Source organism: Streptomyces sp. NBC_00670, from assembly GCF_036226765.1.
Lineage (GTDB): Bacteria > Actinomycetota > Actinomycetes > Streptomycetales > Streptomycetaceae > Streptomyces.
In genome coordinates this window covers 4,549,876-4,573,289 of the sequence record NZ_CP109017.1, presented here as the reverse complement: position 1 = coordinate 4,573,289, position 23,414 = coordinate 4,549,876, and the positions used below count along the sequence as shown (strand labels likewise).

Sequence of the window (23,414 nt, the reverse complement as noted above, 5' to 3'; positions counted from 1 at the left end):
GGTAGGGGCGGCGGGGGCGAACAAAACCCCCCGGAACCGATCCCCCCACCCCCCGCGTCTACGCAGTCGTGCAGCGACAAGGCCCCACCCGCGACAACACGACGCCCCGCGTCAACCCCACCCCGCGCCTCCGCGCGACAGGCGTCGCCCTCCTCGTCGCCCACCTCACCCTCGTCGCCTGGCTCACCCTCCGCCCCCTGGACGTCCCCTGGGTCAGCCCCGCCAACCTCCGCCCCTTCGCCGGCATCAGGGCCGACCTCGCCCTCCCCCCCGCGGAAGCGGCTCGCAGGATCACGGCAGGGCTCGCCCTGCTCGCCCCCCTCGGCGTCCTCCTCCCCGCCGTGCACGCCCGCCTGCACGCCTCCCCCCTCGCCTCACTCATCCGCACCACCGCCGCCGGCGCCCTCCTCTCCCTCGCCATCACGCTCGCTCAGACCGGCGTCCCCGGCCAGGTCGTGGACGTCGACTGCCTGCTGCTCAACACGACCGGCGTGGCCCTGGCCCACCTCGCCGTCGTCCCCGCGGCCCGCGCCCGGCTCCGCCGCCGGGCCGAGGGCGGGTACGGCGCCGCCCTCCCCGGGGAGGAGCCGGCACCCGAACCCTCTCAGGGTCGGACCCCGACGATTCCCAGGGTCGAAGTGGCTCCTTAGAGTGACGACAGCGCCCGCTTCGTCCGCGTAGCGTGGATTTCACGACGGCGAACCGCTCACCAGCAGTGACAGCGGTCCGCCCCACCCACGCTGTGTGACGCGATGCGAAGGAGCCCTCCATGACCACCCTGGCCCGCCCCACCAACGGACGGATGATCGGCGGAGTGTGCGCGGCCCTGGCCCGCCGCTTCGGTACCTCCGCGACGACGATGCGCGTGATCTTCCTGGTCTCGTGCCTGCTACCGGGCCCGCAGTTCCTGCTCTACATAGCCCTGTGGATCCTGCTGCCCTCGGAGCACAAGACGGCCTCGGCCTGGTGACCGCCCCGGTCCACCCGAGCCGGTGACCCACCCGGCCCACCCGGTCCGCCCGGTCCGCCCGCCCGCCGAGCCGTCGCCCCGAACACACGGAGACGTCGGTGGGCGCCCTCCGGACAGAGGGCGCCCACCGACGTCGTACGGTGTGCGGCGCGGCGCCGAGGACGTCAGCCCAGCGGGATCCCGTTCACCGGCAGGCCGTGGGTCGGCAGACCCTGCACCGGCAGGCCGCCCAGCAGCCCGCCGAGCGGCCCGCTGCCGTCCTGACCACCGGGGAGCGCGTGCTGCGCGGCCGGCTCCGCGGCCTCCAGGGTGCGGCCGAGCGCGCCCTGCCCCTGACCGAGCGCCTCACCCGCGCCGGGCAGCGTCTTGGCGACGCCGTCCGCCGGCAGCGCGTGGGTGACGGTGTCCAGGCCCGAGGTGACGTCCGGTACGGCCGGGGCCGCGTTCGCGGCACCCGCGCCCGCGGCGGCGAAGGCGGCACCGAGGGCGGCGACACCGAGGGTCTTGGCAGCAGACTGCTTCATAGTGAATGCGTCCTTGAATGCGTTGACGGGGATGAGCGGTCCCCGACCGTAAACACGGGGAACCACCCGCCGCAAACATCCCTTCACACCAGGAGGGTGAAGAATTCATGGAGGCAGACACTGCCGAAAATCACTTTCCGTCTCCCGACCTCAGAGAAATCGCAGGTCAAGACATCCCTACTGGAACAGCCATTCGGACTTCAACTCGGCGTAACGCGGCTTGATCACGTCATTGATCATCGCCAACCGTTCATCGAAAGGAATGAATGCTGACTTCATAGCATTGACCGAGAACCATTGCAGATCGTCGAGCGTATAACCGAACGCGTCGACAAGGTGCTCGAATTCGCGGCTCATGCTGGTCCCCGACATCAGCCGGTTGTCGGTGTTGACCGTCGCGCGGAAGTGCAGCCGGCGCAGCAGCCCGATGGGGTGCTCGGCGTACGAGGCGGCGGCCCCGGTCTGGAGGTTGGAGCTCGGGCACAGCTCCAGCGGTACGCGCTTGTCGCGGACGTAGGCGGCGAGCCGGCCGAGCGTCACCGAGCCGTCGTCGTGCACCTCGATGTCGTCGATGATGCGCACGCCGTGTCCGAGGCGGTCGGCGCCGCACCACTGCAACGCCTGCCAGATCGAGGGAAGCCCGAAGGCCTCGCCGGCGTGGATCGTGAAGTGGTTGTTCTCCCGCTTCAGGTACTCGAAGGCGTCCAGGTGCCGGGTGGGCGGGTGGCCGGCCTCCGCGCCCGCGATGTCGAAGCCGACGACGCCCTGGTCGCGGTAGCGGTTGGCGAGCTCGGCGATCTCCAGGGAGCGGGCCGCGTGCCGCATCGCGGTCAGCAGGGCGCCGACGCGGATGCGGTGGCCGTTCTCCCGGGCGCGCCGCTCGCCCTCGCGGAACCCCTCGTTGACGGCCTCGACGACCTCCTCCAGGGTGAGCCCGGCCTCGAGGTGCTGTTCGGGGGCGTAGCGCACCTCGGCGTAGACGACGCCGTCCTCGGCGAGGTCCTCCGCGCACTCGGCGGCGACCCGTACCAGCGCCTGGCGGGTCTGCATCACGCCGACGGTGTGCGAGAAGGTCTCCAGGTACCGCTCCAGGGACCCGGAGTCGGCGGCCTCGCGGAACCAGAGGCCGAGCTTGTCGGCGTCGGTCTCCGGGAGACCGGAGTAGCCGGTGGCGCGGGCGAGTTCGGCGACGGTGCCGGGGCGCAGTCCGCCGTCGAGGTGGTCGTGCAGCAGGACCTTGGGCGCGCGGCGGATCTGATCGGAGCTGGGGGTGTGCTCGTGCTGGCTCGTCATTGCCGCACCATAGCCCCTACGCGCGTAGACACCAGAGGGAGGCAACTCGTCGATACGTAACAGTGATCGCGCGGACGGATGGCGTACACCACGACTTCTGAGAATGTTCTGTCATGGCACAGCAAGCGACGGCGGTTCGCCGGGCCCGGCTGGGGAGGGCGCTCGGTCCGGAGGCGAGAGCGGTGAGCGGTGTGGTGCTGCTGCTCCCGGACGGCCAGGAGGACTCCGAGCGCAGGCCGTCCGCGCTGAGGTCGGCCGCCGGGGTGCGCGCGCTCGCGCGCCGGCTGACCCGTGCGGGCCGGGAGGACGGTCTGGCGGTGCACGCGGTGCACTACCGCTACCGCGGCTGGAACGGCAGCGAGGCGCACCTCTCCCGGGACGCCTCCTGGGCCGTGGAGGAGGTGTTACGGCGGTACGGGGACGTCTCCGTCTGTCTCCTCGGCCTCGGCATGGGCGGCCGGGCGGCGCTGCACGCGGGCGGGCACGCGGCCGTCAACTCCGTGGTCGCCGTGGCCCCCTGGCTGCCGGAGGAGGACGTGGCGGTGCCACCCGAACCGGTGAAGCAGCTCGTCGGGCGCCGGGTGCTGATCGTGCACGGCACCAGTGACCGGCGTACCGATCCGGAGCTGTCCTTCCGGCTGGCGGCGCGGGCGAAGAAGGCCAACCGGGACGTGTGCCGGTTCGAGGTGCACTCCGACGGTCACGGGCTGCACCAGTACCGGTCCGAAGTGCACGCGCTGGCCGAGGACTTCGTACGGGGGGCGCTGTTCGGGCGGCCGTTCTCCCGTCCGGTGCAGGACGCGCTGGCGGCGCCCCCGCCGCTGGGGCTGCGGATGCCGCTGGCGGCGGGGTTCGGGCAGACGCGCCGGGGGTGACGGTCGCCCCCGGCTTCGCGGCTCAGAGGCCGTCCGGGGCGGTGGAGAGCAGCTTTCCGCGGCGGGAGAGCAGGAACCGTTTGAACGCGGCCACCGGCGGGGTGTCCGGGTGGCCCTCCATCCAGGCCACGCCGATCTCGCGCACCGCGCGCGGCGCGGTGACGGTCAGCTCGACGACCCCGGGGCGCGGCACGGCCGGCGGCGGCAGCAGCGCGACGCCGAGCCCGGCCGCGACCAGCCCGCGCAGGGTCTCCGCCTCCTCGCCCTCGAAGGCGACGCGCGGGACGAACCCGGCCGCGCGGCAGACGTCGTCGGTGATGCGGCGCAGTCCGTAGCCGGGCTCCAGGGTCACGAACGCCTCGTCGGCGGCCTCGGCGAGCCGCACCCGACGGCGTCCGGCGAGGCGGTGGTCGGCCGGGACGACGAGGCGCAGCTTCTGCTCGTCGAGCCGCCGTCCGACGAGGTCGGGGGCGTCCGGCACGGGCGAGGTCAGACAGAGGTCCAGCTCGCCCGCGCGCAGCCGCTCCAGCATGGCCTCGCCGTAGTTCTGCACCAGGCTGAAGCGGACCCGGGGATGGTCGGCGCGGAAGGCGCGGATCAGCCCCGGGACGGTCTCGGAGCCCATGGTGTGCAGGAAGCCGAAGGCGACCTTGCCGGCGGCCGGGTCGGCGTCCGCGCGCACCTCCTCGGCGGCCCGGCCGATCTCGGCGAGCGCGCGTTCGACGGAGCGCAGGAAGGTGCGGCCGGCCGGGGTGAGGGCGACGGTGCGGCCGCGGCGGGCGAACAGGTCGACGCCGAGGTCCTGTTCGAGCCGGACCATGGCCCGGGACAGCGTCGACTGCGGCACCCGCATCTCGCGCGCGGCCCGCGTGACGTGCTCGGTACGGGCGACACCGGCGAAGTACGCGAGGCGCGGGGCGAGTGCCGCGACGATGTCTTCCATGTCACTTGTGTCACCGGACGGTGACAGGTACGGCTGCGACCTCTGCTCATGCATCACAGGAACGATTATGGCGGTTTCATGCATTGGACGGATGAGCGGAGTGATCCGTACGTTCGAGGCATGTCTCCCGCCGATACCGGGGCGCTCACCAGGGTGAGCGCCGACGCCCCCGCCGACGCCGCAGCCGATGCCCCCGCCCTGCCCTCCGACACCATGCCCGACTCCGCGTCCGACTCCGCGTCCGCCGCCGACTCCCGGCTGACCCCGGGCGGTCCCGGCTACCGGCGAATGAGTCTCGCGCTCTTCCTCGCGGGCGTCGCGACCTTCGCCCTGCTCTACTCCACGCAGGCCCTGCTCCCGCTGATCTCCGACGACCTGGCGGTGACGGCGGGTGCGGCGAGCTGGACGGTGGCGGCCGCGACCGGCGGTCTGGCGCTGTTCGTGCTGCCGATGAGCGCGCTGTCGGAGCGGTACGGGCGGCGCACGGTCATGACCGGCTCACTCGCGGTCGCGGTCACCGTGGGACTGCTGGTGCCGTTCGCGCCGTCGATCGGCGCGTTGGTGGCGCTGCGCGCCGTGCAGGGCGCGGCCCTGGCCGGACTGCCCGCGTCGGCGACGGCGTACCTGGCCGAGGAGGTGCGGCCCAAGGCGCTGGTGACGGCGATCGGGCTGTTCGTGGCGGGCAACAGCGTCGGCGGGATGAGCGGCCGGCTGATCACCGGTTGGGTCGCGCAGCTGTTCGGCTGGCGGGTGGCCGTCGGCACGATCGGCGTCGTGGCGGTGGTGTGCGCGGTGGCGTTCCGGCTGCTGCTGCCGGCGCCGGCCCACTTCACGGCGGGCTCGCTGCGGCCGCGCGTGCTGCTCGGCGCGCTCCGCGACCACCTGTCCAACCCGCTGCTGCGCCGGCTGTACGCGATCGGCGCGCTGTTCATGACGGTCTTCGGCGGGGTCTACACGGTGATCGGCTACCGGCTGACCGACGCGCCGTTCTCGCTGCCGCAGGGCGTCATCGGCTCGATCTTCCTGGTGTACCTGGTGGGTACGGTCTCGGCGTCCACGGCGGGGCGGCTGGTGGGGCGGCTCGGCCGGCGCGGGGCGCTGTACCTGGCCGGTGGCACGACGGCGGCGGGGCTGCTGCTGTCGCTGGCGGATTCGCTGGTGCCGGTGCTGCTGGGGCTGGTGCTGATCACCGCGGGGTTCTTCGCGGGGCATGCGGTGGCGTCCTCGGCGGTGAGCCGGACGGCGACGCACGGGCGGGCGCAGGCGCAGGCGCTGTATCAGTCGGGGTATTACATCGGCTCCAGCGTGGGGGCCACGCTGGGGGCGACGGCCTACCACGCGACGGGGTGGGCGGGGACGGTGTCCCTCGGCCTCCTCGCGCTGGCGGGCGTCGCGGCGATCACCCTCGCCGGGACGCGTGCGGCCCGCCGTACGGCCGCGGCCCGGATGGCGTAAGCGCGACGGGGTGGCGGCGAGGGCTTCTTCCGCCCCCGCCGCCCCTACCCTTCCCGTCCCCGGGGGTAAGCCCCCGGACCCCCAAAAGATTGCGCAGTTCCCCGCGCCCCTGAAGATCTCGCGCACCCCGAGCTATCAGGCGCCCCAGAGCCCCTCCCACGGCACAGCTCGGTAACGGACCGGACAGAAGGGTTTTTCCGGCTCGTCTACGCGCGTTACGCTGCGGCGGAACCAGCGCCTGGTAGGGGCGCGTGCACAAAGGAGTCTCGTTCCATGCGCCGGGTGTCCCGAATCGCGATCGCGACCGCCGCGACCGCAGCCCTCGCCGTCACGGCGTCCGCCTGCGGCAGTTCGTCCAGTGAGTCCGCCGGCAGCGGCGGCAAGAGCAAGGGCGTCGCCCTCGCGTACGACGTCGGCGGCAAGGGCGACCAGTCGTTCAACGACGCCGCCACCGCCGGCATGGAGAAGGCCGCCAAGGACTTCGGCACCGGCTCCAAGGCCATCGAGCCCCAGGACGGCGAGTCCGACGCGGACAAGGTCCAGCGGCTGGAGCAGCTGGCCAAGGAGGGCTACAACCCGGTGATCGGCGTCGGCTTCGCCTACGCGCCCGCCGTCAAGGAAGCCGCCAAGAAGTACCCCAAGGTGTCCTTCGGCATCGTCGACGACAACACCATCAAGGCGGACAACGTCGCGGACCTGGTCTTCCACGAGGAGCAGTCCTCCTACCTCGCCGGTGTCACCGCCGCGAAGACCACCAAGTCGAACACCGTCGGCTTCATCGGCGGCGTGGACGTTCCGCTGATCCACAAGTTCGAGGCCGGCTTCGAGCAGGGCGTCAAGGACACCAACCCCAAGGTCAAGGTCAAGTCGCAGTACCTGACGGAGACCGCGGCCGAGGGCGGCTTCTCCAGCCCCGACAAGGGCCAGAGCGCGGCCGAAGGCCAGATCGACGCCGGTGCGGACGTCGTCTACCACGCGGCCGGTCTGTCCGGTCAGGGCGTCATCAAGGCCGCCGCCTCGCACAAGGTGTGGGCGATCGGTGTCGACTCCGACCAGTACAACCAGTCGGCGCTGGCGAAGTACAAGAAGTACATCCTGACCTCCGCGCTCAAGAACGTGCAGGGCGCGGTGTACGACCTCGCCAAGTCGGTCATCAAGGACAAGAAGCCGCAGAGCGGCGAGATCCGCGGCTCGCTGGAGAACGGCGGCGTGGGCCTGGCCGACTCCAACCCGGTCTTCAAGAACGACAAGGACCTGCAGGCCGCCCTCGACAAGGCCGAGCAGGGCATCAAGGACGGCTCGATCAAGGTCAAGACGTCCTGACCCACTGACGGGCCGACGGCCTGGCACACAGCGGGGTCCGGCAGCGCACTGCCGGGCCCCGGCCGGGGGTCACGACGCGACGACGTCCCGGCCACGACGTCATCACACGGTCCGCCGGGACCATGGTCAGCGCGACGCCGCAATGGCAGCGTTACCGCCGCACAACGGAGTGCGGGGAGGATGGGCCGACCCGCACCGCCGTTCACGCGGCACAATGCTCGGGAACGGTCGGGATCGCTACGGAAACAGACTGCGACAGCAGGATTCCGCAGCGAAACCGACATGTACCCGAGCACTATTTAAGGCAGGGGCGCTACGCGCGTAGATCGGCCCCTTTTCCAAGGAGAGTGCGCCATCGACGCGTCCAGCAGCCCTCCGCTCACCGCGCGGTCGACCGCGGTCGAGCTGGCCGGCATCACCAAGCGGTTCCCGGGGGTGGTGGCCAACCACGACATCCACCTCACCGTCCGCAAGGGCACCGTGCACGCCCTCGTCGGCGAGAACGGCGCCGGCAAGTCGACGCTGATGAAGATCCTCTACGGCATGCAGAAGCCGGACGAGGGCACCATCGCGGTCGACGGCGAGCAGGTGGCCTTCACCAGCCCCGCCGACGCCATCGCCCGCGGCATCGGCATGGTCCACCAGCACTTCATGCTCGCGGACAACCTCACCGTCCTGGAGAACACCGTCCTGGGCAGCGAGAAGCTCCACGGCATCGGCGGCGGCGCCCGCCGGAAGATCAAGGAGATCTCCGACCGGTACGGGCTGGGCGTGCGCCCCGATGTCCTGGTGGAGAGCCTCGGCGTCGCCGACCGCCAGCGCGTGGAGATCCTCAAGGTCCTCTACCGCGGCGCCCGCACCCTGATCCTGGACGAGCCGACCGCCGTGCTCGTGCCGCAGGAGGTCGACGCGCTCTTCGCCAACCTGCGCGAACTGAAGTCCGAGGGCCTGTCCGTCATCTTCATCTCGCACAAGCTGGGCGAGGTCCTCTCCGTCGCCGACGAGATCACCGTCATCCGGCGCGGCACCACCGTCGGCACCGCCGTCCCCGCGAAGACCACCCCCCGCCAGCTCGCCGAGCTGATGGTCGGCAGCGAGCTGCCCACCCCCGAGACCGCCGAGTCGACGGTCACCGACCGCCCGGTGATCGAGGTCGCGGGTCTGACCGTCTACGCCGCCGGCGCCTCGCTCGGCGACGTCAACGAGGTGAGCGACACCGCCCCGGCCGCCAGCGGCGGCACCGGCGCCCTGCTCACCGACACGCCCACCGGCGGCGACGTACGCCGGGTGCTGGACGACGTCACGTTCACCATCCACGCCGGCGAGGTCATGGGCATCGCGGGCGTCGAGGGCAACGGGCAGACCGAGCTGATCGACGCGCTGATCGGCACCAAGCACGCCGACTCCGGCACCCTCCGCTTCCTGGGCGAGGACATCACCCCCTGGCCCACCCGCAAGCGCCGTGAGCGGGGCGTCGGCTACATCCCCGAGGACCGCCACCGCCAGGGCCTGCTCCTGGAGGCCCCGCTCTGGGAGAACCGCATCCTCGGCCACGTCACCGAGAAGCCCAACGCCAAGGGCTTCTGGCTGGACCCCAAGGGCGCCCAGGCCGACACCCGCCGGATCGTCGAGGAGTACGACGTCCGCACCCCCGGCATCGACGTCACCGCCGCCTCCCTCTCCGGCGGCAACCAGCAGAAGCTGATCGTCGGCCGCGAGATGAGCCACGCCCCCAAGTTCCTGATCGCCGCGCACCCCACCCGCGGCGTGGACGTCGGCGCGCAGGCGCAGATCTGGGACCGCATCCGCGAGGCCCGCCGCGAGGGCCTGGCCGTGCTGCTGATCTCCGCCGACCTGGACGAGCTGATCGGCCTGTCGGACACCCTGCGGGTGATCTACAACGGCCGTCTGGTCGCCGACGCCGACCCGGCCACCATCACCCCCGAGGAACTCGGCTCCGCCATGACCGGCGCCGCCGCCGGGCACCTGGAGCACGACGAACCGGGTGACCGGCACGACGAATCAGGCGCCCCGAGCGGCGCCACCGAGGCCGCCCCGGAGGACGAGGCCCGATGAAGAAGTTCGACAAGGAGCGGGTGCTCCTGGCAGTGGCCGGACCGGTCATCGCGCTCGTCCTGGCGATCGCGCTGACCTCCGTCGTCCTGCTCGCCTCGGACCGCAACCCGTTCGAGCCGTACCGGCTGATGCTCCAGCAGGCGTCGTACTCCGACGTGCAGGTGCTGATCGTCAACCAGGCGTCGATGTACTACATCGCCGCGATCGCGGTCGCCCTCGGCTTCCGCATGAACCTGTTCAACATCGGCGTCGACGGCCAGTACCGCCTCGCCGTCGTGATGACCGCCGTGGTCGGCGCCCACGTGGCGCTGCCCAACTTCCTCCAGGTCCCGCTGCTGCTGCTGGTCGCGATGGGCACCGGCGCGCTGTGGGCCGGCATCGCGGGGGCGCTGAAGGTGACCCGGGGCGTCAGCGAGGTCGTCGCGACGATCATGCTGAACTCCATCGCCACCGCCGTCATCGGCTACGTCACCCTCGCGCACGTCTGGGGCGTCCAGCTCGGCAACAACATGACGACCGGCGTGATGCGCAAGTCCGGCTGGATCCCGGGCATCGACCTCGGCGCGGACGTCGGCGAGATCTACGGCCTGGTCTTCCTCGCCATCCTGCTGGGCGTCGCCTACTGGCTCGTCCTCAACCGCACCCGGTTCGGCTTCGACCTGCGCGCCACCGGCGAGTCCGAGACCGCCGCCGCGGCCTCCGGCGTCAACGCCAAGCGCATGGTGTTCGTCTCCATGGTGATCTCCGGCGCGGTGGCGGGCCTGGCCGGGCTGCCGCTGCTGCTCGGCGACACCCACACCTACAGCCTCAGCTTCCCCGCCGGTCTCGGCTTCACCGCCATCGGCATCGCCCTGCTGGGCCGCAACAACCCCGGCGGCATCGCGCTCGCCGCACTGCTGTGGGCCCTGCTGGACAAGGCCTCGCCCGCCCTCGACTACGCGACCCCGGTGGCGTACGAGAAGGAGATCGCGACGATCATGCAGGGCCTGATCGTCTTCGCGGTCGTCATCTCCTACGAGGCCGTACGGCAGTGGGGGCTGCGCCGCCAGCAGAAGCGGGTCGGCGCGGAACTCGCCGCGGCCGCACTGAAGAACTCCGAGAAGAAGGAGGTGGCGGCCCGATGAGCACCGCGACCCTCACCAAGCCGCAGGCCAAGCGGCCCGGCCGGAGCGGCCGCCGGATGTCGCTCCCGGTGCTCCTGCTGGTCATCGCGGGCGTGCTGGTCCTCACCTCCGTCGTCCGGCTGATCACCGGCGCGAACGGCATCACCTCCACCGGACAGATGTCCACCGCGCTGCGGCTCGCCGTCCCGATCGGCCTCGCCGGTCTCGGCGGTCTGTGGGCCGAGCGCGCGGGCGTGGTCAACATCGGCCTCGAGGGCATGATGATCCTCGGCACCTGGTTCGGCGCCTGGGCCGGCTACCAGTGGGGTCCGTGGACCGGCGTCGTCTTCGGCATCATCGGCGGCGTCCTCGGCGGCATCCTGCACGCGATCGCCACCGTCACCTTCAACGTGAACCACATCGTCTCCGGTGTGGCGATCAACATTCTGGCGCTCGGCACCACCCGCTATCTGTCGAAGTTCACCTTCGAGGGCGTCCCGCAGGGCTCCTCCAAGCAGTCCCCGCCGATCGACTCGCTGGGCACCTTCGACATCCCCGGTCTCTCCAGCGGCCTGGACACCCTCAACGGCAAGCACTGGTTCCTGGTCTCGGACCTCGCCGGCCTGATCGGCGGTCTGATCACCGACCTGTCACCGCTGACCGTGATCGCCGTGGCGCTGGTGCCGCTGTCCTGGTGGGTGCTGTGGCGGACCTCCTTCGGGCTGCGGCTGCGCTCCTGCGGCGAGAACCCGGTGGCCGCCGAGTCCCTCGGCGTCAACGTCTACAAGTACAAGTACCTCGCCGTGCTGATCTCCGGCGGGTTCGCCGGGCTCGGCGGCGCGTTCCTGTCGATCGTCGCGTCCAACGTGTACCTGGACGGCCAGACCGCGGGGCGCGGCTACATCGGTCTCGCCGCGATGATCTTCGGCAACTGGATGCCGGGCGGTCTCGCCCTCGGCGCGGGTCTGTTCGGCTACACCGACAGCCTCAACCTGCGCGGCGGCACGACCAACGTGCACGCGCTGATCCTGCTGCTCGCGATCCTGCTGGTGTTCGGGGCGGCGTACCTGGTGTGGAAGAAGCGGCACGTGCCGGCCGTGGTCACCGCGATCGTCGCCGTCCTGATGTTCCTCTGGTACGTCTCCACGGACGACGTCCCGCGCCAGGTCGTCACCGCGACCCCGTACGTCGTCACCCTGCTCGTCCTCTCGCTCTCCGCGCAGCACCTGCGGATGCCGAAGGCGGACGGTCTGCCCTACCGCAAGGGGCAGGGCAAGTGACGGCCGGCGCTCCCCGGGTGTCCGACGTCGACTGGGAGTCCCTGCGGGAGGCGGCGCGCGCGGCGATGTCGCGCGCCTACGCCCCCTACTCGGGCTACCCGGTCGGCGTCGCCGCCCTCGTCGACGACGGGCGCACCGTCACCGGCTGCAATGTGGAGAACGCCTCCTACGGGCTCGGGCTGTGCGCCGAGTGCGGGCTCGTCTCCGAGCTGCGCAACAGCGGGGGCGGGCGGCTGACGCACTTCGTGTGCGTGGACGGGCGGGGCGAGAGCCTGGTCCCGTGCGGCCGCTGCCGGCAACTCCTGTACGAGTTCGGCGGGCCGGACATGCTCCTGGAGACCCCGGCGGGCATCGTCCCGCTGTCCGAGATGCTGCCGCAGGCGTTCGGCCCGGACCATCTGGTCGGCTGAGCGACTCCTCCCGTTCCGATTCCCCCACGCACCACCGGAAGGAAATCCATGGCCATGGACGCCGTCTCCGTCATCCGCGCCAAGCGGGACGGCGGTGAGCTCAGCGCCGCGCAGATCGACTGGGTGATCGACGCGTACACCCGCGGCGAGGTCGCCGACTACCAGATGGCCGCCCTCAACATGGCGATCCTGCTCAACGGCATGGAGCGCCACGAGATCGCCCGCTGGACCGCCGCGATGATCGCCTCCGGCGAGCGCATGAACTTCTCCACGCTCTCCCGGCCCACCGCCGACAAGCACTCCACGGGCGGCGTCGGCGACAAGATCACGCTGCCGCTGGCCCCGCTGGTCGCCGCGTGCGGCGCGGCCGTGCCGCAGCTGTCCGGCCGGGGCCTCGGCCACACCGGCGGCACGCTCGACAAGCTGGAGTCGATCCCCGGCTGGCGCGCGCGGCTCTCCAACGAGGAGGTGCTGTCGGTGCTCGACGGCGTCGGCGCGGTGATCTGCGCGGCCGGTGACGGGCTCGCGCCCGCCGACAAGAAGCTGTACGCGCTGCGGGACGTGACCGGCACGGTTGAGTCGATCCCGCTGATCGCCTCCTCGATCATGTCGAAGAAGATCGCCGAGGGCACGGGTTCGCTGGTGCTCGACGTGAAGGTCGGCAGCGGTGCCTTCATGAAGACGGTGGAGGACGCGCGCGAGTTGGCCCGCACGATGGTGGGCCTGGGCACGGACCACGGCGTGAAGACGGTGGCCCTGCTCACGGACATGTCCACGCCGCTCGGCCTGACCGCGGGCAACGCGCTGGAGGTGCGCGAGTCGGTGGAGGTCCTCGCGGGCGGTGGCCCGGCGGACGTCGTCGAGCTGACGCTGGCGCTGGCCCGCGAGATGCTCGACGCGGCCGGGCTGCCCGACGCCGACCCGGCCAAGGCGCTGGCCGACGGCTCGGCGATGGACGTCTGGCGCCGCATGATCAGCGCGCAGGGCGGCGACCCGGACGCGGCGCTGCCGACGTCGCGGGAGCAGCACGTGGTCACGGCCGCGGCCTCGGGCGTCGTCGCCCGCCTCGACGCGTACGACATCGGCGTCGCCGCGTGGCGGCTGGGCGCCGGCCGCGCCCGCAAGGAGGACCCGGTCCAGGCGGCGGCCGGCGTGGAACTCCACGCCAAGCCCGGCGACCGGGTGGAGCAGGGCCAGCCCCTCCTCACCCTCCACACGGACACCCCCGACCGCTTCGAGTACGCCCTGGAGGCCCTGGCCAACGCCTGCGACATCGCCGCCCAGGGCGCCGAGTTCAACCCGACGCCGGTGGTCCTGGAACGCATCGCCTGACGCGACGCCCAAGGGGCGCGGGACTGTGTCGGATCTGCGGCTCCGCCGCGGGGCGCGAGCAGTCACCGCGCCCCGATAGGGGCGCGGGGAACTGCGCGGCCGACCACAACGAACCCGCACCCGCCCACGAACCCACCCACCCGAGCTCTCCCGCGCCCCGGGGCGGAGCCCCATCGGGGGGCCCGGGGGCGGAGCCCCCGGGTGAAGGACGGGACGGGCAGGGGCGGCGGGGGCGGAAACAACCCACCGCTCCCCCACCCCCACCGATGAGTTGCGTCGTCGTTCGGCGTCTACCGACCGTGGACGCCGAGACACCCCCCGTACTGGTGCTGCCCCCGTTCGTCGGCCGGGACGACGTGGGACGGCTGAGCCGCGACGTCCGGGCGCGGCTGGAGTCCGCCGGGGTCGGCACCGTCGTCGTCTGTGACGTCAGCCGCGTCGTCACCGGCGGCCTCGGCCTCGTCGACGTCCTCGCCCGCCTCCAGCTCGCCGCCCGCCGGGCCGGCGGCCGCATCCGCGTCCGCGGCCCGTCGCCCGAGCTGCGCGCGCTACTCGGTCTCCTCGGGCTTCCCCTCGAGGTGGAGCGGGAGCCCGAACAGCGGGAACCACCGCTGGGTGTCGAGGAAGCAGTGGAACCCGGTGATCCGGCCGCCTGACGCCGCCGAGGACCCTTCCGACGACGAGATCTCCAGCGCCTGCACCGCCCACGCGGTGAACCCGCCCGCCTCCGGATCCGGCTTGTACTGGGCGAACCCGGGCAGCCCGTTCACCTCGACCGGCACCAGGTGCGACCCCGCGCACGCCGCGCCGAGCGTCGTCATGAACCCGGTGATGTCCTCCGGGCCGCGCAGCCACAGGTCGAACGGCGGCATCGTCATGATGGCGTCCTCGGCCAGCAGGGCGGTGAGCGCGGTCATGTCGTAGCCCTCGAACGCGGCGACGTACCGTTCGAGGAGCTTGCGCTGCTCCTCGTCCAGCGGGTCGGAGACGGCGGCGTCGGCGCCCTCCCCCGGCGGGCGCTCGGCGAGCGTGGCGCGGGCCCGCTGGAGGGCGCTGTTCACCGACGCGACCGACGTGCCGAGGAGTTCGGCGACCTCGCTCGCCCGCCAGGCGAGCACCTCGCGCAGGATCAGCACCGCCCGCTGCTTGGGCGGCAGTTGCTGGAGCGCGGCCATGAAGGCGAGCCGGACGGACTCCTTGGCCACGGCCGCCTCCGCCGGGTCGCCGGTGACCGGCAGGACGCGGGCGTCCGGGACCGGCTCCAGCCAGGTGTGGTCCGGGCGGGGGGCGAGCGCCGCCCGGGCGAGCGGGGTGGACTCCGTGAGGTCCATCGGGCGGGCCCGTTTGTTGCCGGCGTTCAGCATGTCCAGGCAGACGTTGGTCGCGATGCGGTAGAGCCAGGAGCGGAGGCTGGAGCGGCCCTCGAAGCGGTCGTGGCTGCGCCAGGCGCGGACCATGGTGTCCTGGACCGCGTCCTCGGCCTCGAAGGAGGAGCCGAGCATGCGGTAGCAGTAGCCGGTGAGCTCGACGCGGTGGCGTTCGAGCCGGGCGTCCAGGGGTTCCGGCGGTGGCTGTGCCGGGTCCTGTGCGATTGTCGTGCCGTCGTCCATGTCCACCCACCCCTGTGGCCGTGTGCGTGTGCGGGCGCTGTGTCCCCCCGCACTTCGGAAGCTACCGGAGGGCACTGACAATCGCGCCCTGGATGGAAGAAGGGGCTGGTCGGGGGGTTGATCGCCCCCGCCACCCCTACCCTTCCCGTCCTTCACCCGGGGCTCCGACGCGGGAGAGCTCGGGTGGGTGGGGTGCGTGGGCGGGTGCGGGGGCATCGTGGCTTGTCGCGCAGTTCCCCGCGCCCCTTATGGGGCGCTGACGGAGCCCCAGGCCGATACGTTCCCTACTTCGTCGCCACCGTGACCTTGCCGTCGATCACGTCCTGCTTCGCCTGCTCCACCGCCGCGACCACGTCCTTCATCGCGCGGTACTTCGGGTTGGAGTCCGCGAAGCCGACGCCGCCGGACTTGAGGTCGCCGACGACCACGCCGCTCAGGGGCTTGCCCTCGTGGACGGACTTGACCAGGTCGTAGACCGCGCCGCCGACGTTCTTCAGCGCGGAGCCGAGGATGTGGTCCTTGTACTTGGCCAGGGCCGACTGCTTGTACTGGTCGGAGTCGACGCCGATCGCCCACGCCTTGTGGGTGGCGGCGGACTTGATCACGCCCTGCCCGGAGAGGCCGGCCGCGTGGTAGATGACGTCCGCGCCCGCGTCGAGCTGGCCGTCCGCCGCGCTCTGGCCCTTGTCGGGGCTGGAGAAGCCCCCCTCGGCCGCGGTCTCCGTGAGGTACTGCGACTCGATCTTGATCTTCGGGTTGACGGACTTCGCGCCCTGGTCGAAGCCGGCCTCGAACGTGTGGATGAGCGGGATGTCGACGCCGCCGATGAAGCCGATGTGGTCCTTCTTGCTGGCCTTGGCCGCCGCGACACCGGCGAGGTAGGAGGACTGCTCGGCGCTGAAGACCAGGTCGACGACGTTCTTCGCCTTGATCGTCTCGTCGTCGATCATGCCGAAGGTGACCTTCGGGTAGTGCGCGGCGACCTCCTTGACCGCGGGGGCGTAGGAGTAGCCGACGCCGATGATCGGGTTGTAGCCGGCCTTGGCGAGCGTGGTCAGGCGCTGGATCTTGTCGGCGTCGGACTCGCCGTCCTGCGGCTCGATGTCCCGCCCGCCGATCTTGAACTCCTTCTCCGCCTTGGCGAAACCGGCGTACGCGGCGTCGTTGAAGGACTGGTCGCCCTTGCCGCCGATGTCGTACGCCAGGCCGATGCCCTTGCCGGAGTAGCCGCCGGAGGAACTCTTGTCCGAGCCGTTGTCGGAGCTGTTGGCCTCGCTGCTGGACTTGCCGCACCCGGCGGCGGCGAGGGCGACGACGGCGACGGCCACCGCCGCGCGGGAGAACCTGGTTCTGGGGGAGATCGAACGCACGACAAGCACCCTTCGTTCCCGGCACCCGTGGCCGGTCAGCTCCGTCGAACGCGCCGCTGCGGCAGCGATTCGGGCGCACAGTAACGCGCGTAGAAGTAGGGGGGAACGGGGTTCTGCGCGGCCGTTACCGATTCGTGCCGCCGTTCGACGGCCCCGCACGTGGACCGGAGGGGCGGGTCCGGCCGGGCGGCGTGCGCACCGGCCGGACGGGACCGTCAGTGGTCCGGGTGCAGCAGCGCCGCCGCGGTGAACATCTCGACGCCGACGGTGATGGCCTGCTCGTCCGCGTCGAAGTCGCCCTGGTGCAGGTCGCGGACGGTCAGGTCGCCGGGCCGGCGCACGCCGAGGCGGGCCATCGCGCCCGGCACGTGCTCCAGGTACCAGGAGAAGTCCTCGCCGCCGAGGCTCTGCGGGGTGTCCTCGACGGAGTCGCCGCCGCGCCGCGCGGTCATCGCGTCGCGCAGCAGTTCGGCGACGACGGGGTCGTTGACGACCGGCGGGACGCCCCGGATGTAGTTGATCTCGGACTTGGCGCGGTACATGCCCGCGATCTCGTCGACCGCCGCGTGCACGACGTCGGGCGCGATCCGCCAGGCGTCGAGGTCCAGGCACCGTACGGTCCCGGAGAGCTCGGCGTGCTGGGGGATGACGTTGGGGGCGTGGCCGGACTCGATGCGGCCCCAGGTGACGGAGAGCCCGCTGCGGGCGTCGACCCGGTTGCGCACCAGCGCGGGCACGTCGAGGGCGACGCGGGCGGCGGCGGTGACGAGGTCCGTGGTCTGGTGGGGGCGCGCGGTGTGGCCGCCGGGGCCGTCGAGGGCGATCTCGACGCGGTCGCAGGCGGAGGTGATGGCGCCGTAGCGCAGGCCGATGCGGCCGGCGTCGACCTTGGGGTCGCAGTGCACGGCGATGATGCGGCCGACGCCGTCGAGGGCGCCGGAGGCGATGACGTCGGAGGCCCCGCCGGGCAGCACCTCCTCTGCGGGCTGGAAGATCATCCGCACACCGCGCGGCAGCCGGCCCTCGCGGTGCAGCTCGGCGAGGACGAGCGCGGTGCCGAGGACGACGGTGGTGTGCACGTCGTGGCCGCAGGCGTGGGCGCGGTCGGGGACGGTGGAGCGGTAGGCGCAGTCGGCCTTGGTGTCCGGGATGGGCAGCGCGTCGATGTCGGCGCGCAGGGCGAGGATCGGGCCGCCGGCCCGTTCCCCGGTCTCACCGATGTCGCAGACGAGGCCGGTTCCGCCGTCGAGGACGCGCGGCGTGAGCCCCGCCTTCTCCAGCCGGGCCTTGATCGCGGCGGTCGTACGGAACTCCTGGTGGCCGAGCTCCGGGTGCATGTGCAGATCGCGGCGGAAGGCCACGAGCTCGGCGTGCAGGGCGGCGGGCAGTGCGCCGGGGAGCACAGCGTTCCCCGGGATGTCGGCCTCGGACTCTGGGGACATCACATGGTTCACCCTTTGAAGGGTAGGCCGATCGGGGGCACAACTAACCCGTGATCAACAAAAGTTCAGGCCGTCGGGCGAAAAATTCCCGGCCGGACGCCGCATGACGACCTTCACGCCTGGGTAAACTGCCCGGACTTGTCGGCCGAGTCGGCCCCTACGTCCGGGTAACGTGACCTCCACCACCCCCCCCCGGGCGAGTGCCACGCCCCGGCGTCACCTCACGCCCCGGCTCGCACCTCGAACCACAGCAGCTTGCCCGCGCCGCGCCCCGGCAGGCCGTCCCCGAGCGGCCACCCGCCCCACGAGTCGGCGTACGCCTGTACGAGGAACAACCCGCGCCCGCCCTCCCCGCCGACCTCCGGCAAGGCACACCGCTCTCCGGGAGGCCGGTCGAACGGCGCGGGCACGTGCGGGTCGGCGTCCCACACCCCCACCCGCAGCCGGCCGTCGTCGAGCGCGCTCAGCCGCAGGGATGCGGGCCCGGCGGTGTGCCGGTAGGCGTTGGTGACCAGCTCCGAGGTCAGCAGCTCGACGACCTCCAGCGCGTCACGCCTGCCGTGCCCGTTCAGGGCAGCCCGCACGGTCATACGTGCGACACCCGCCGCCCGCGGGTCGTGCGGCAGCCGAAGGGCGTACATCCAGGTGCGGGGCGGGGCTACGGTGACCATGAACACCTCCACGAGAGAAAGGGAACCGATCGCGCACAACTACCGCGCCGAGCGGTGGCATTGCCAGGACTTGGTGCGCTTCCGGCTTATGGGCGCGGGGAGTTGGGCGACGCGACACGCATAACGTAGCGTTCACAATGGAAGAACTTCCATTGGATCAACGAAGAGCTGCCAGCATCCATCCGTGTGGGTGATGCCGGTAGCACGTATGACCGAAGAAGGCGATCCGCCATGCCACCGGCCCCCGGCGCGACCCTGCGCCAGCAGCGTCTTGGCGCCGAGCTACGCAAGCTCCGTGAGCGCGCGGGACTCACCTCGACTGCGGCGGCCTCTCTTCTGGGCGGCCCGCAGGCACGGATCAGCAACATCGAAGCCGGTCGCTACGCAGTCAGCGCCGACCGCGTGCGCGCGTTGGCACGCAATTACGACTGCGGTGACGACGCCTATGTCGACGCCCTCGCCGGAATGACGGGAGGCCGCAGGCGCGGCTGGTGGGACGAATACCGCGACACTCTGCCGTCCGGCCTGCTGGACCTGGCCGAACTCGAACACCATGCGACGGCGTTGCGTGTGGCCGTCACCGTACACATGCCGGGTCTGCTGCAGACGCTGGAGCACGCACGGGCCACCATGCGCGAGGCGGTTCCACCCTTGCGTCCGCACGAGGTGGAGCACCGCGTCTCCTACCGCCTCAAGCGCCAGGCCGTACTGTTCGACTCTCCGGCGACCCCGTACACAGCCGTCGTCCATGAGGCCGCACTGCGCATGGGATTCGGCGGGCCCGACGTGGCTCGCGCACAGCTCGCCCATCTCCTGGCAATGAGCGAAGAGCCCACGATCAACCTCCTGGTGATCCCCTTCGGGCAGACGGGCTTCCCTGCCTCGGGTCAGCCCATCACCTACGCGACAGGTCCGGTTCCGCAACTCGACACCGTGGTTCTGGACTCGGACCACGGCTGCGAATTCCTGGACGCGGAGGCCCAGTTGGCCCGGTACCGGTCCGTAGTGGACCGCATGGAGTCCCGCGCGCTGACCGAAACCCAGTCCCGAACCCTCATCAGTCGCATCATCGGAACGCTCTGAGGAGCCCCATGCCCCCTCTCACCTGGCAGAAGTCCACGTACAGCGCCGAGGCCGCCAACTGCGTCTACGTCGCCACCGACCCCACCGGCACCGTCCACCTACGCGAGAGCGACACCCCGGACACCACCCTCACCACCAGCCCCGCCGCCCTGCACACCCTGATACGCGCGCTCACTTCGACCCGCGGGCCGAAGTGAGTAAGCGGCCACGGTGCCGTCACCGAGGAAGAGATCCAGGCCCGGCGGGACCAGCTCCACCAAGCCCGCGTCACCGTCATCAAGGTGTGACCGGCCCCCGCATCCTCCCCGTCCCCCTACCCCGCCACCACCGCCGACGTCCCCGGCAACCGGTGGACGTCTCTTGCCGTGCTGGTGACGCCGGAGAGGAAGCCCTGGGCGCGGGGAGAAGCCTTGGTGGTGAGCCAGGCGGGGTCTATGTCGCAGACGGCCACGCGGACCTCCGTGCCGGCCAGGGCGAGGGGGAGGGTGTGGACGACCGTGGAGGGGAAGCTGAGGATCGTGCGGCCGACGGGGCCGCGGCGGGCGATGAGTTCCAGGGGGAGGTCGGGGCGGACGACCTCCAGGCCCGTCTCCACCGCCAGGCGGTGGAGTTTCTCCGTGCTCTCGCGGCGGTGGGCGAAGTAGCGGGTCGCGCCGTGGGTCTTGGCCAGGGTGCGGACCGCGTCCAGGTAGCGGTCGGCGTCGACCACGCCCGTCTCCACCAGCGAGGTGCCCACCATGTCCGCGCCCTTGGCGACGCGCGGGGGGCCGAAGCGGGCGCGGGTCCAGGCAAAGTCGTTCGCCGTGACCGTGACGCCGTCGGGGATCTTCTCGATCGGCATGGAGGAGAAGATCTCCACCGTGCGCTCGGGCGTCGGGGTCAGCCGGCGGCGGGCCGAGGACGACACCGGGGCGAAGAGGAGGTCACGCGGGGCCGGCCGACCGCCCTTGCGGTGCCAGCGCACCAGGCGTTCGCCCTGGGCCAGTTGGGTGACGAACTCCATCGTCGCCGTGCCGTCGTCCACCACGACCAGCTCGCTGGCCTTCGTCAGGGTCAGCAGCAGCTGGACGTAGCGGGAGAACGGGTCGCCCATGACCACCCGCCGCGCCCGGCGCAGCAGGGAGGTCAGGCCGCCCACCGTCTGGAAGGGGGCGAGGGTGCCGCCGCGCGCCTCCTCCCAGCGCACGTCGTGACCCTCCTCCCGCGCCAGTTCGGCCATGCGGCGCAGCTGGCCGCGGGTCATGGGGTCGACGGGGGACAGGACGACGAGGGTGAGGCCCGCGCCGGGCGGCCACTGCCCGTCCGGGGCGTGCGCGTGCGCCCACTCCAGGACGTTCAGCAGTTGCACCGGGCTCTCGACGAAGGCGAGAGTGCCGGGGCCGGGGCCGGGTGATCCGGCGCGGGGGCTCATCGGCGTACGACCGTCCCGTCCCGTGTCAGACCGCGACCGGCTCGCCCGCGGCCGCGGCGATCTCCGCCTCCGCGACGACACCGGAGACGCGGCGCAGCTTCTTCATCGGGCCGAGCTCGGAGTCGTAGACCTTCTTCACGCCGTCGCCGAGGGAGGCCTCGATGGTGCGGATGTCGCGGACCAGGCGCGTGAGGCCCTGCGGCTCGACGGAGGCGGCCTGGTCGGAGCCCCACATCGCGCGGTCGAGGGTGATGTGCCGCTCGACGAACGCGGCGCCGAGCGCGACCGCGGCCAGCGTGGTCTGCAGGCCCGTCTCGTGGCCGGAGTAGCCGATCGGGACGTTCGGGTACTCCTGCTGGAGGGTGTTGATGACGCGGAGGTTCAGCTCCTCGGCCTGCGCCGGGTAGGTCGACGTGGCGTGGCACATCAGGATGTTGTCGCTGCCCAGCACCTCCACCGCGTGCCGGATCTGCTTCGGCGTGGACATGCCGGTGGAGAGGATGACCGTACGGCCGGTCGCGCGCAGCTCGCGCAGCAGCTCGTCGTCGGTCAGGGAGGCGGAGGCCACCTTGTGGGCGGGGACGTCGAACTTCTCCAGGAAGGCGACGGCCTCGGTGTCCCACGGGGAGGCGAACCAGGCGATCCCCTTCTCCTTGCAGTACGCGTCGATCTGGCGGTACTCGTCCTCGCCGAACTCGACGCGGTGGCGGTAGTCGATGTAGGTCATCCGGCCCCAGGGGGTGTCGCGCTCGATGTCCCACTGGTCGCGCGGGGTGCAGATCTCGGGCGTGCGCTTCTGGAACTTGACCGCGTCGCAGCCGGCCTCGGCGGCCACGTCGATCAGCTTGAAGGCGTTGTCGAGCTCGCCGTTGTGGTTGATGCCGATCTCGCCGGTGATGTAGACGGGGCGGCCGGGGCCGGCCTCGCGGTCACCGAACGTGCGGATGCGGGAGTACGTGCTCATCAGGGGTTTCCTTACTTGGTGAGGGGGGCGGGGGAATCGAGGGAGGGGCCGAGGATCCAGCCGGCGATCTCCCGGATCGCGCCGTCGCCGCCGGGGACGGTGGTGACCGCGCGTGCGGCGCCGCGCACGACGTCGTGGGCGCTCGCGACCGCCACGGGCCAGCCCACGAGGGCGAAGCACGGGAGGTCGTTGACGTCGTTGCCGACGTAGAGCACGCGCTCGGGCGCGATGCCCTGCTCCTCGCACCACTGCTTCAGCGCGAGGTCCTTCCGGTCGACGCCGTGCAGCACCGGGAGCTTGAGCTTCCGGGCCCGGGCGGCGACGACCGGGTTCTGTTCCGTGGACAGGATCAGCAGCTTGAGGCCGCCGCGGCGCAGGGCCGCGATGCCGAGGCCGTCCCCGCGGTGCACGGAGACGAACTCCCGTCCGTCGGAGTCGATCAGCACCCTGTCGTCGGTCTGGGTGCCGTCGAAGTCGAGTACGACCGCGTCGATGTCGGCGGCGGTCGGGAGGGCTCCGGGCCGGTTCGCGTCGAAGAGCGGTGCGAGGGCGCGGGCGCGGGCCAGGTCATGCGGGTCGTCGATCTCCAGGACCCGGGCCGGGTCGGTGCGCACCAGGTCGGTGCGGCCGAAGAAGCGGTGGCCGTGGGTGCGGAAGCCGGCCGCGTCCATCGCGTAGGCGGCGCCGGTCTCCAGCAGGTCCTGGGGGCGGTCCTGGCGGCGCGGGCGGTAGGACTTGTCGTGGTTGACGCCGTGGCCGCCGTCCGCCTCGGAGTCGTCGGGCTCGCCGTCCCGCCAGACGAAGCCGTGGAAGGGTGCGACGGTGACCGCCGTGTCGGCGCCCTTCTCGACGACCGCGCCGGCCACCCCGTCGATGTCCTCGCGGACCAGGAAGGGGCTGGTGCACTGCACGAGCAGGACGACGTCGACGGGCGCCCCGTGCAGGGCCTCGTGCGCGTCCATCGCGTGCCGTACGGCGGCCTCGGAGGTGGCCGTGTCGCCGGCGATCGCGGCGGGGCGCAGGACGACCTCGGCGCCGGCCTCGCGGGCGACGGCGGCGATCGCGTGGTCGTCGGTGGAGACGACGACGTCGGTCACCAGGCGGGTGGCGCGGCACTCGCGCACCGCGCGGGCCACCAGCGGGACGCCGCCGACCGGGGCGAGGTTCTTCGCGGGGACGCCCTTGGAGCCGCCGCGCGCGGGGATCACGGCGAGCACCCGGCGCATCGCGCCGGTGTCCGGGTGGGTCATGGGTTCTGCTCCTTGGCGTGCGTCGATCG

At 71.9% G+C, this 23,414-nt stretch carries 23 protein-coding genes; 13 read left to right on the top strand and 10 right to left on the bottom strand.

Annotated elements, in window-relative coordinates; genetic code table 11:
- Positions 1-68 precede the first annotated feature (68 nt).
- Positions 69-650 (top strand): VanZ family protein, encoded by a 582-nt coding sequence (locus tag OIE12_RS20360; RefSeq protein ID WP_329137325.1) that lies wholly within the window; start codon positions 69-71, stop codon positions 648-650.
- Between the two features lie 119 nt (positions 651-769).
- The gene (locus OIE12_RS20355; RefSeq protein ID WP_030382643.1) at positions 770-970 is read left to right on the top strand and encodes a PspC domain-containing protein; all 201 of its coding nucleotides are present in this window, start codon (positions 770-772) and stop codon (positions 968-970) included.
- Positions 971-1,134: 164 nt separating this feature from the next.
- Here the strand turns inward: OIE12_RS20355 and OIE12_RS20350 are convergent, their stop codons facing one another.
- Positions 1,135-1,494, bottom strand: a complete 360-nt coding sequence (locus OIE12_RS20350) for a hypothetical protein (protein WP_030382642.1) — start codon at positions 1,492-1,494, stop codon at positions 1,135-1,137.
- Between the two features lie 177 nt (positions 1,495-1,671).
- Complete coding sequence (locus tag OIE12_RS20345; RefSeq protein WP_329137321.1) at positions 1,672-2,787, bottom strand: adenosine deaminase; 1,116 nt, start codon at positions 2,785-2,787, stop codon at positions 1,672-1,674.
- Between the two features lie 113 nt (positions 2,788-2,900).
- Between OIE12_RS20345 and OIE12_RS20340 the strand changes: the two genes are divergently transcribed.
- Complete coding sequence (locus tag OIE12_RS20340; RefSeq protein WP_329137319.1) at positions 2,901-3,662, top strand: alpha/beta hydrolase; 762 nt, start codon at positions 2,901-2,903, stop codon at positions 3,660-3,662.
- 22 nt (positions 3,663-3,684) lie between these two features.
- Here the strand turns inward: OIE12_RS20340 and OIE12_RS20335 are convergent, their stop codons facing one another.
- On the bottom strand, positions 3,685-4,659 hold the full coding sequence (locus OIE12_RS20335; protein WP_329137317.1) for a LysR family transcriptional regulator: 975 nt from the start codon (positions 4,657-4,659) through the stop codon (positions 3,685-3,687).
- Between the two features lie 66 nt (positions 4,660-4,725).
- Between OIE12_RS20335 and OIE12_RS20330 the strand changes: the two genes are divergently transcribed.
- The 8 genes from OIE12_RS20330 (at position 4,726) to OIE12_RS20295 (ending at position 14,240) form a co-directional block, all read left to right on the top strand.
- A complete protein-coding gene (locus OIE12_RS20330; RefSeq protein WP_329137315.1) occupies positions 4,726-6,060 on the top strand; it encodes an MFS transporter in 1,335 nt (444 codons plus the stop codon).
- Positions 6,061-6,333: 273 nt separating this feature from the next.
- Positions 6,334-7,383 carry a BMP family lipoprotein gene (locus OIE12_RS20325; RefSeq protein WP_329137313.1) on the top strand — a complete coding sequence of 350 codons (1,050 nt, stop codon included), beginning with the start codon at positions 6,334-6,336 and terminating at the stop codon, positions 7,381-7,383.
- Between the two features lie 354 nt (positions 7,384-7,737).
- A complete protein-coding gene (locus OIE12_RS20320) occupies positions 7,738-9,459 on the top strand; it encodes an ABC transporter ATP-binding protein (RefSeq protein WP_329142090.1) in 1,722 nt (573 codons plus the stop codon).
- Entirely contained in the window at positions 9,456-10,583 is a 1,128-nt protein-coding gene (locus tag OIE12_RS20315; protein WP_030382635.1) for an ABC transporter permease, read from the top strand. The genes OIE12_RS20320 and OIE12_RS20315 overlap by 4 nt, the downstream gene beginning before the upstream one ends.
- Positions 10,580-11,842 carry an ABC transporter permease gene (locus tag OIE12_RS20310; RefSeq protein ID WP_329137309.1) on the top strand — a complete coding sequence of 421 codons (1,263 nt, stop codon included), beginning with the start codon at positions 10,580-10,582 and terminating at the stop codon, positions 11,840-11,842. The genes OIE12_RS20315 and OIE12_RS20310 overlap by 4 nt, the downstream gene beginning before the upstream one ends.
- A gap of 17 nt (positions 11,843-11,859) precedes the next feature.
- Positions 11,860-12,252: a cytidine deaminase gene (locus OIE12_RS20305; protein ID WP_329142088.1), complete on the top strand. Its 393-nt coding sequence runs from the start codon at positions 11,860-11,862 to the stop codon at positions 12,250-12,252.
- A gap of 48 nt (positions 12,253-12,300) precedes the next feature.
- Positions 12,301-13,584, top strand: coding sequence for a thymidine phosphorylase (locus OIE12_RS20300; RefSeq protein WP_329137307.1), 1,284 nt, complete (start codon positions 12,301-12,303; stop codon positions 13,582-13,584).
- 266 nt (positions 13,585-13,850) lie between these two features.
- Positions 13,851-14,240: an STAS domain-containing protein gene (locus OIE12_RS20295; RefSeq protein WP_329137305.1), complete on the top strand. Its 390-nt coding sequence runs from the start codon at positions 13,851-13,853 to the stop codon at positions 14,238-14,240.
- On the opposite strand, the gene OIE12_RS20290 is transcribed toward OIE12_RS20295, so the two are convergent.
- The 4 genes from OIE12_RS20290 to OIE12_RS20275 all read right to left on the bottom strand — a co-directional run bounded on the left by OIE12_RS20290 (position 14,133) and on the right by OIE12_RS20275 (position 18,677).
- Entirely contained in the window at positions 14,133-15,194 is a 1,062-nt protein-coding gene (locus OIE12_RS20290) for a sigma-70 family RNA polymerase sigma factor (protein WP_329137303.1), read from the bottom strand. The two genes, OIE12_RS20295 and OIE12_RS20290, sit on opposite strands and share 108 nt — an antisense overlap.
- A 284-nt stretch (positions 15,195-15,478) precedes the next feature.
- The gene (locus tag OIE12_RS20285; protein WP_443054059.1) at positions 15,479-16,555 is read right to left on the bottom strand and encodes a BMP family lipoprotein; all 1,077 of its coding nucleotides are present in this window, start codon (positions 16,553-16,555) and stop codon (positions 15,479-15,481) included.
- Positions 16,556-16,779: 224 nt separating this feature from the next.
- Positions 16,780-18,006 carry an amidohydrolase gene (locus OIE12_RS20280; RefSeq protein ID WP_329137299.1) on the bottom strand — a complete coding sequence of 409 codons (1,227 nt, stop codon included), beginning with the start codon at positions 18,004-18,006 and terminating at the stop codon, positions 16,780-16,782.
- A 221-nt stretch (positions 18,007-18,227) separates the two neighbouring features.
- Positions 18,228-18,677, bottom strand: a complete 450-nt coding sequence (locus OIE12_RS20275) for an ATP-binding protein (RefSeq protein WP_329137297.1) — start codon at positions 18,675-18,677, stop codon at positions 18,228-18,230.
- Between the two features lie 231 nt (positions 18,678-18,908).
- Between OIE12_RS20275 and OIE12_RS20270 the strand changes: the two genes are divergently transcribed.
- A complete protein-coding gene (locus OIE12_RS20270; protein ID WP_329137295.1) occupies positions 18,909-19,760 on the top strand; it encodes a helix-turn-helix domain-containing protein in 852 nt (283 codons plus the stop codon).
- 8 nt (positions 19,761-19,768) lie between these two features.
- Positions 19,769-19,957: a DUF397 domain-containing protein gene (locus OIE12_RS20265; RefSeq protein WP_329137293.1), complete on the top strand. Its 189-nt coding sequence runs from the start codon at positions 19,769-19,771 to the stop codon at positions 19,955-19,957.
- 116 nt (positions 19,958-20,073) lie between these two features.
- Here OIE12_RS20265 and OIE12_RS20260 read toward each other — a convergent pair whose 3' ends face one another.
- The 3 genes from OIE12_RS20260 to OIE12_RS20250 are packed head-to-tail and all read right to left on the bottom strand — an operon-like array spanning position 20,074 to position 23,385.
- Positions 20,074-21,171 carry a hypothetical protein gene (locus tag OIE12_RS20260; RefSeq protein ID WP_329137291.1) on the bottom strand — a complete coding sequence of 366 codons (1,098 nt, stop codon included), beginning with the start codon at positions 21,169-21,171 and terminating at the stop codon, positions 20,074-20,076.
- Between the two features lie 25 nt (positions 21,172-21,196).
- The gene (locus tag OIE12_RS20255; RefSeq protein WP_329137289.1) at positions 21,197-22,135 is read right to left on the bottom strand and encodes an N-acetylneuraminate synthase family protein; all 939 of its coding nucleotides are present in this window, start codon (positions 22,133-22,135) and stop codon (positions 21,197-21,199) included.
- An 11-nt stretch (positions 22,136-22,146) separates the two neighbouring features.
- Positions 22,147-23,385 carry an N-acylneuraminate cytidylyltransferase gene (locus OIE12_RS20250; protein ID WP_329137288.1) on the bottom strand — a complete coding sequence of 413 codons (1,239 nt, stop codon included), beginning with the start codon at positions 23,383-23,385 and terminating at the stop codon, positions 22,147-22,149.
- Between the last annotated feature and the right edge of the window lie 29 nt (positions 23,386-23,414).

Coding starts and splice junctions, on each gene's coding strand:
- OIE12_RS20355 (WP_030382643.1), top strand. CDS start 770: ATGACCACCCTGGCCCGCCCCACCAACGGACGGATGATCGGCGGAGTG.
- OIE12_RS20350 (WP_030382642.1), bottom strand. CDS start 1,494: ATGAAGCAGTCTGCTGCCAAGACCCTCGGTGTCGCCGCCCTCGGTGCC.
- OIE12_RS20345 (WP_329137321.1), bottom strand. CDS start 2,787: ATGACGAGCCAGCACGAGCACACCCCCAGCTCCGATCAGATCCGCCGC.
- OIE12_RS20340 (WP_329137319.1), top strand. CDS start 2,901: ATGGCACAGCAAGCGACGGCGGTTCGCCGGGCCCGGCTGGGGAGGGCG.
- OIE12_RS20335 (WP_329137317.1), bottom strand. CDS start 4,659: ATGCATGAGCAGAGGTCGCAGCCGTACCTGTCACCGTCCGGTGACACA.
- OIE12_RS20330 (WP_329137315.1), top strand. CDS start 4,726: ATGTCTCCCGCCGATACCGGGGCGCTCACCAGGGTGAGCGCCGACGCC.
- OIE12_RS20325 (WP_329137313.1), top strand. CDS start 6,334: ATGCGCCGGGTGTCCCGAATCGCGATCGCGACCGCCGCGACCGCAGCC.
- OIE12_RS20315 (WP_030382635.1), top strand. CDS start 9,456: ATGAAGAAGTTCGACAAGGAGCGGGTGCTCCTGGCAGTGGCCGGACCG.
- OIE12_RS20310 (WP_329137309.1), top strand. CDS start 10,580: ATGAGCACCGCGACCCTCACCAAGCCGCAGGCCAAGCGGCCCGGCCGG.
- OIE12_RS20300 (WP_329137307.1), top strand. CDS start 12,301: ATGGCCATGGACGCCGTCTCCGTCATCCGCGCCAAGCGGGACGGCGGT.
- OIE12_RS20295 (WP_329137305.1), top strand. CDS start 13,851: ATGAGTTGCGTCGTCGTTCGGCGTCTACCGACCGTGGACGCCGAGACA.
- OIE12_RS20290 (WP_329137303.1), bottom strand. CDS start 15,194: ATGGACGACGGCACGACAATCGCACAGGACCCGGCACAGCCACCGCCG.
- OIE12_RS20280 (WP_329137299.1), bottom strand. CDS start 18,006: ATGTCCCCAGAGTCCGAGGCCGACATCCCGGGGAACGCTGTGCTCCCC.
- OIE12_RS20275 (WP_329137297.1), bottom strand. CDS start 18,677: ATGGTCACCGTAGCCCCGCCCCGCACCTGGATGTACGCCCTTCGGCTG.
- OIE12_RS20270 (WP_329137295.1), top strand. CDS start 18,909: ATGCCACCGGCCCCCGGCGCGACCCTGCGCCAGCAGCGTCTTGGCGCC.
- OIE12_RS20265 (WP_329137293.1), top strand. CDS start 19,769: ATGCCCCCTCTCACCTGGCAGAAGTCCACGTACAGCGCCGAGGCCGCC.
- OIE12_RS20260 (WP_329137291.1), bottom strand. CDS start 21,171: ATGAGCCCCCGCGCCGGATCACCCGGCCCCGGCCCCGGCACTCTCGCC.
- OIE12_RS20255 (WP_329137289.1), bottom strand. CDS start 22,135: ATGAGCACGTACTCCCGCATCCGCACGTTCGGTGACCGCGAGGCCGGC.
- OIE12_RS20250 (WP_329137288.1), bottom strand. CDS start 23,385: ATGACCCACCCGGACACCGGCGCGATGCGCCGGGTGCTCGCCGTGATC.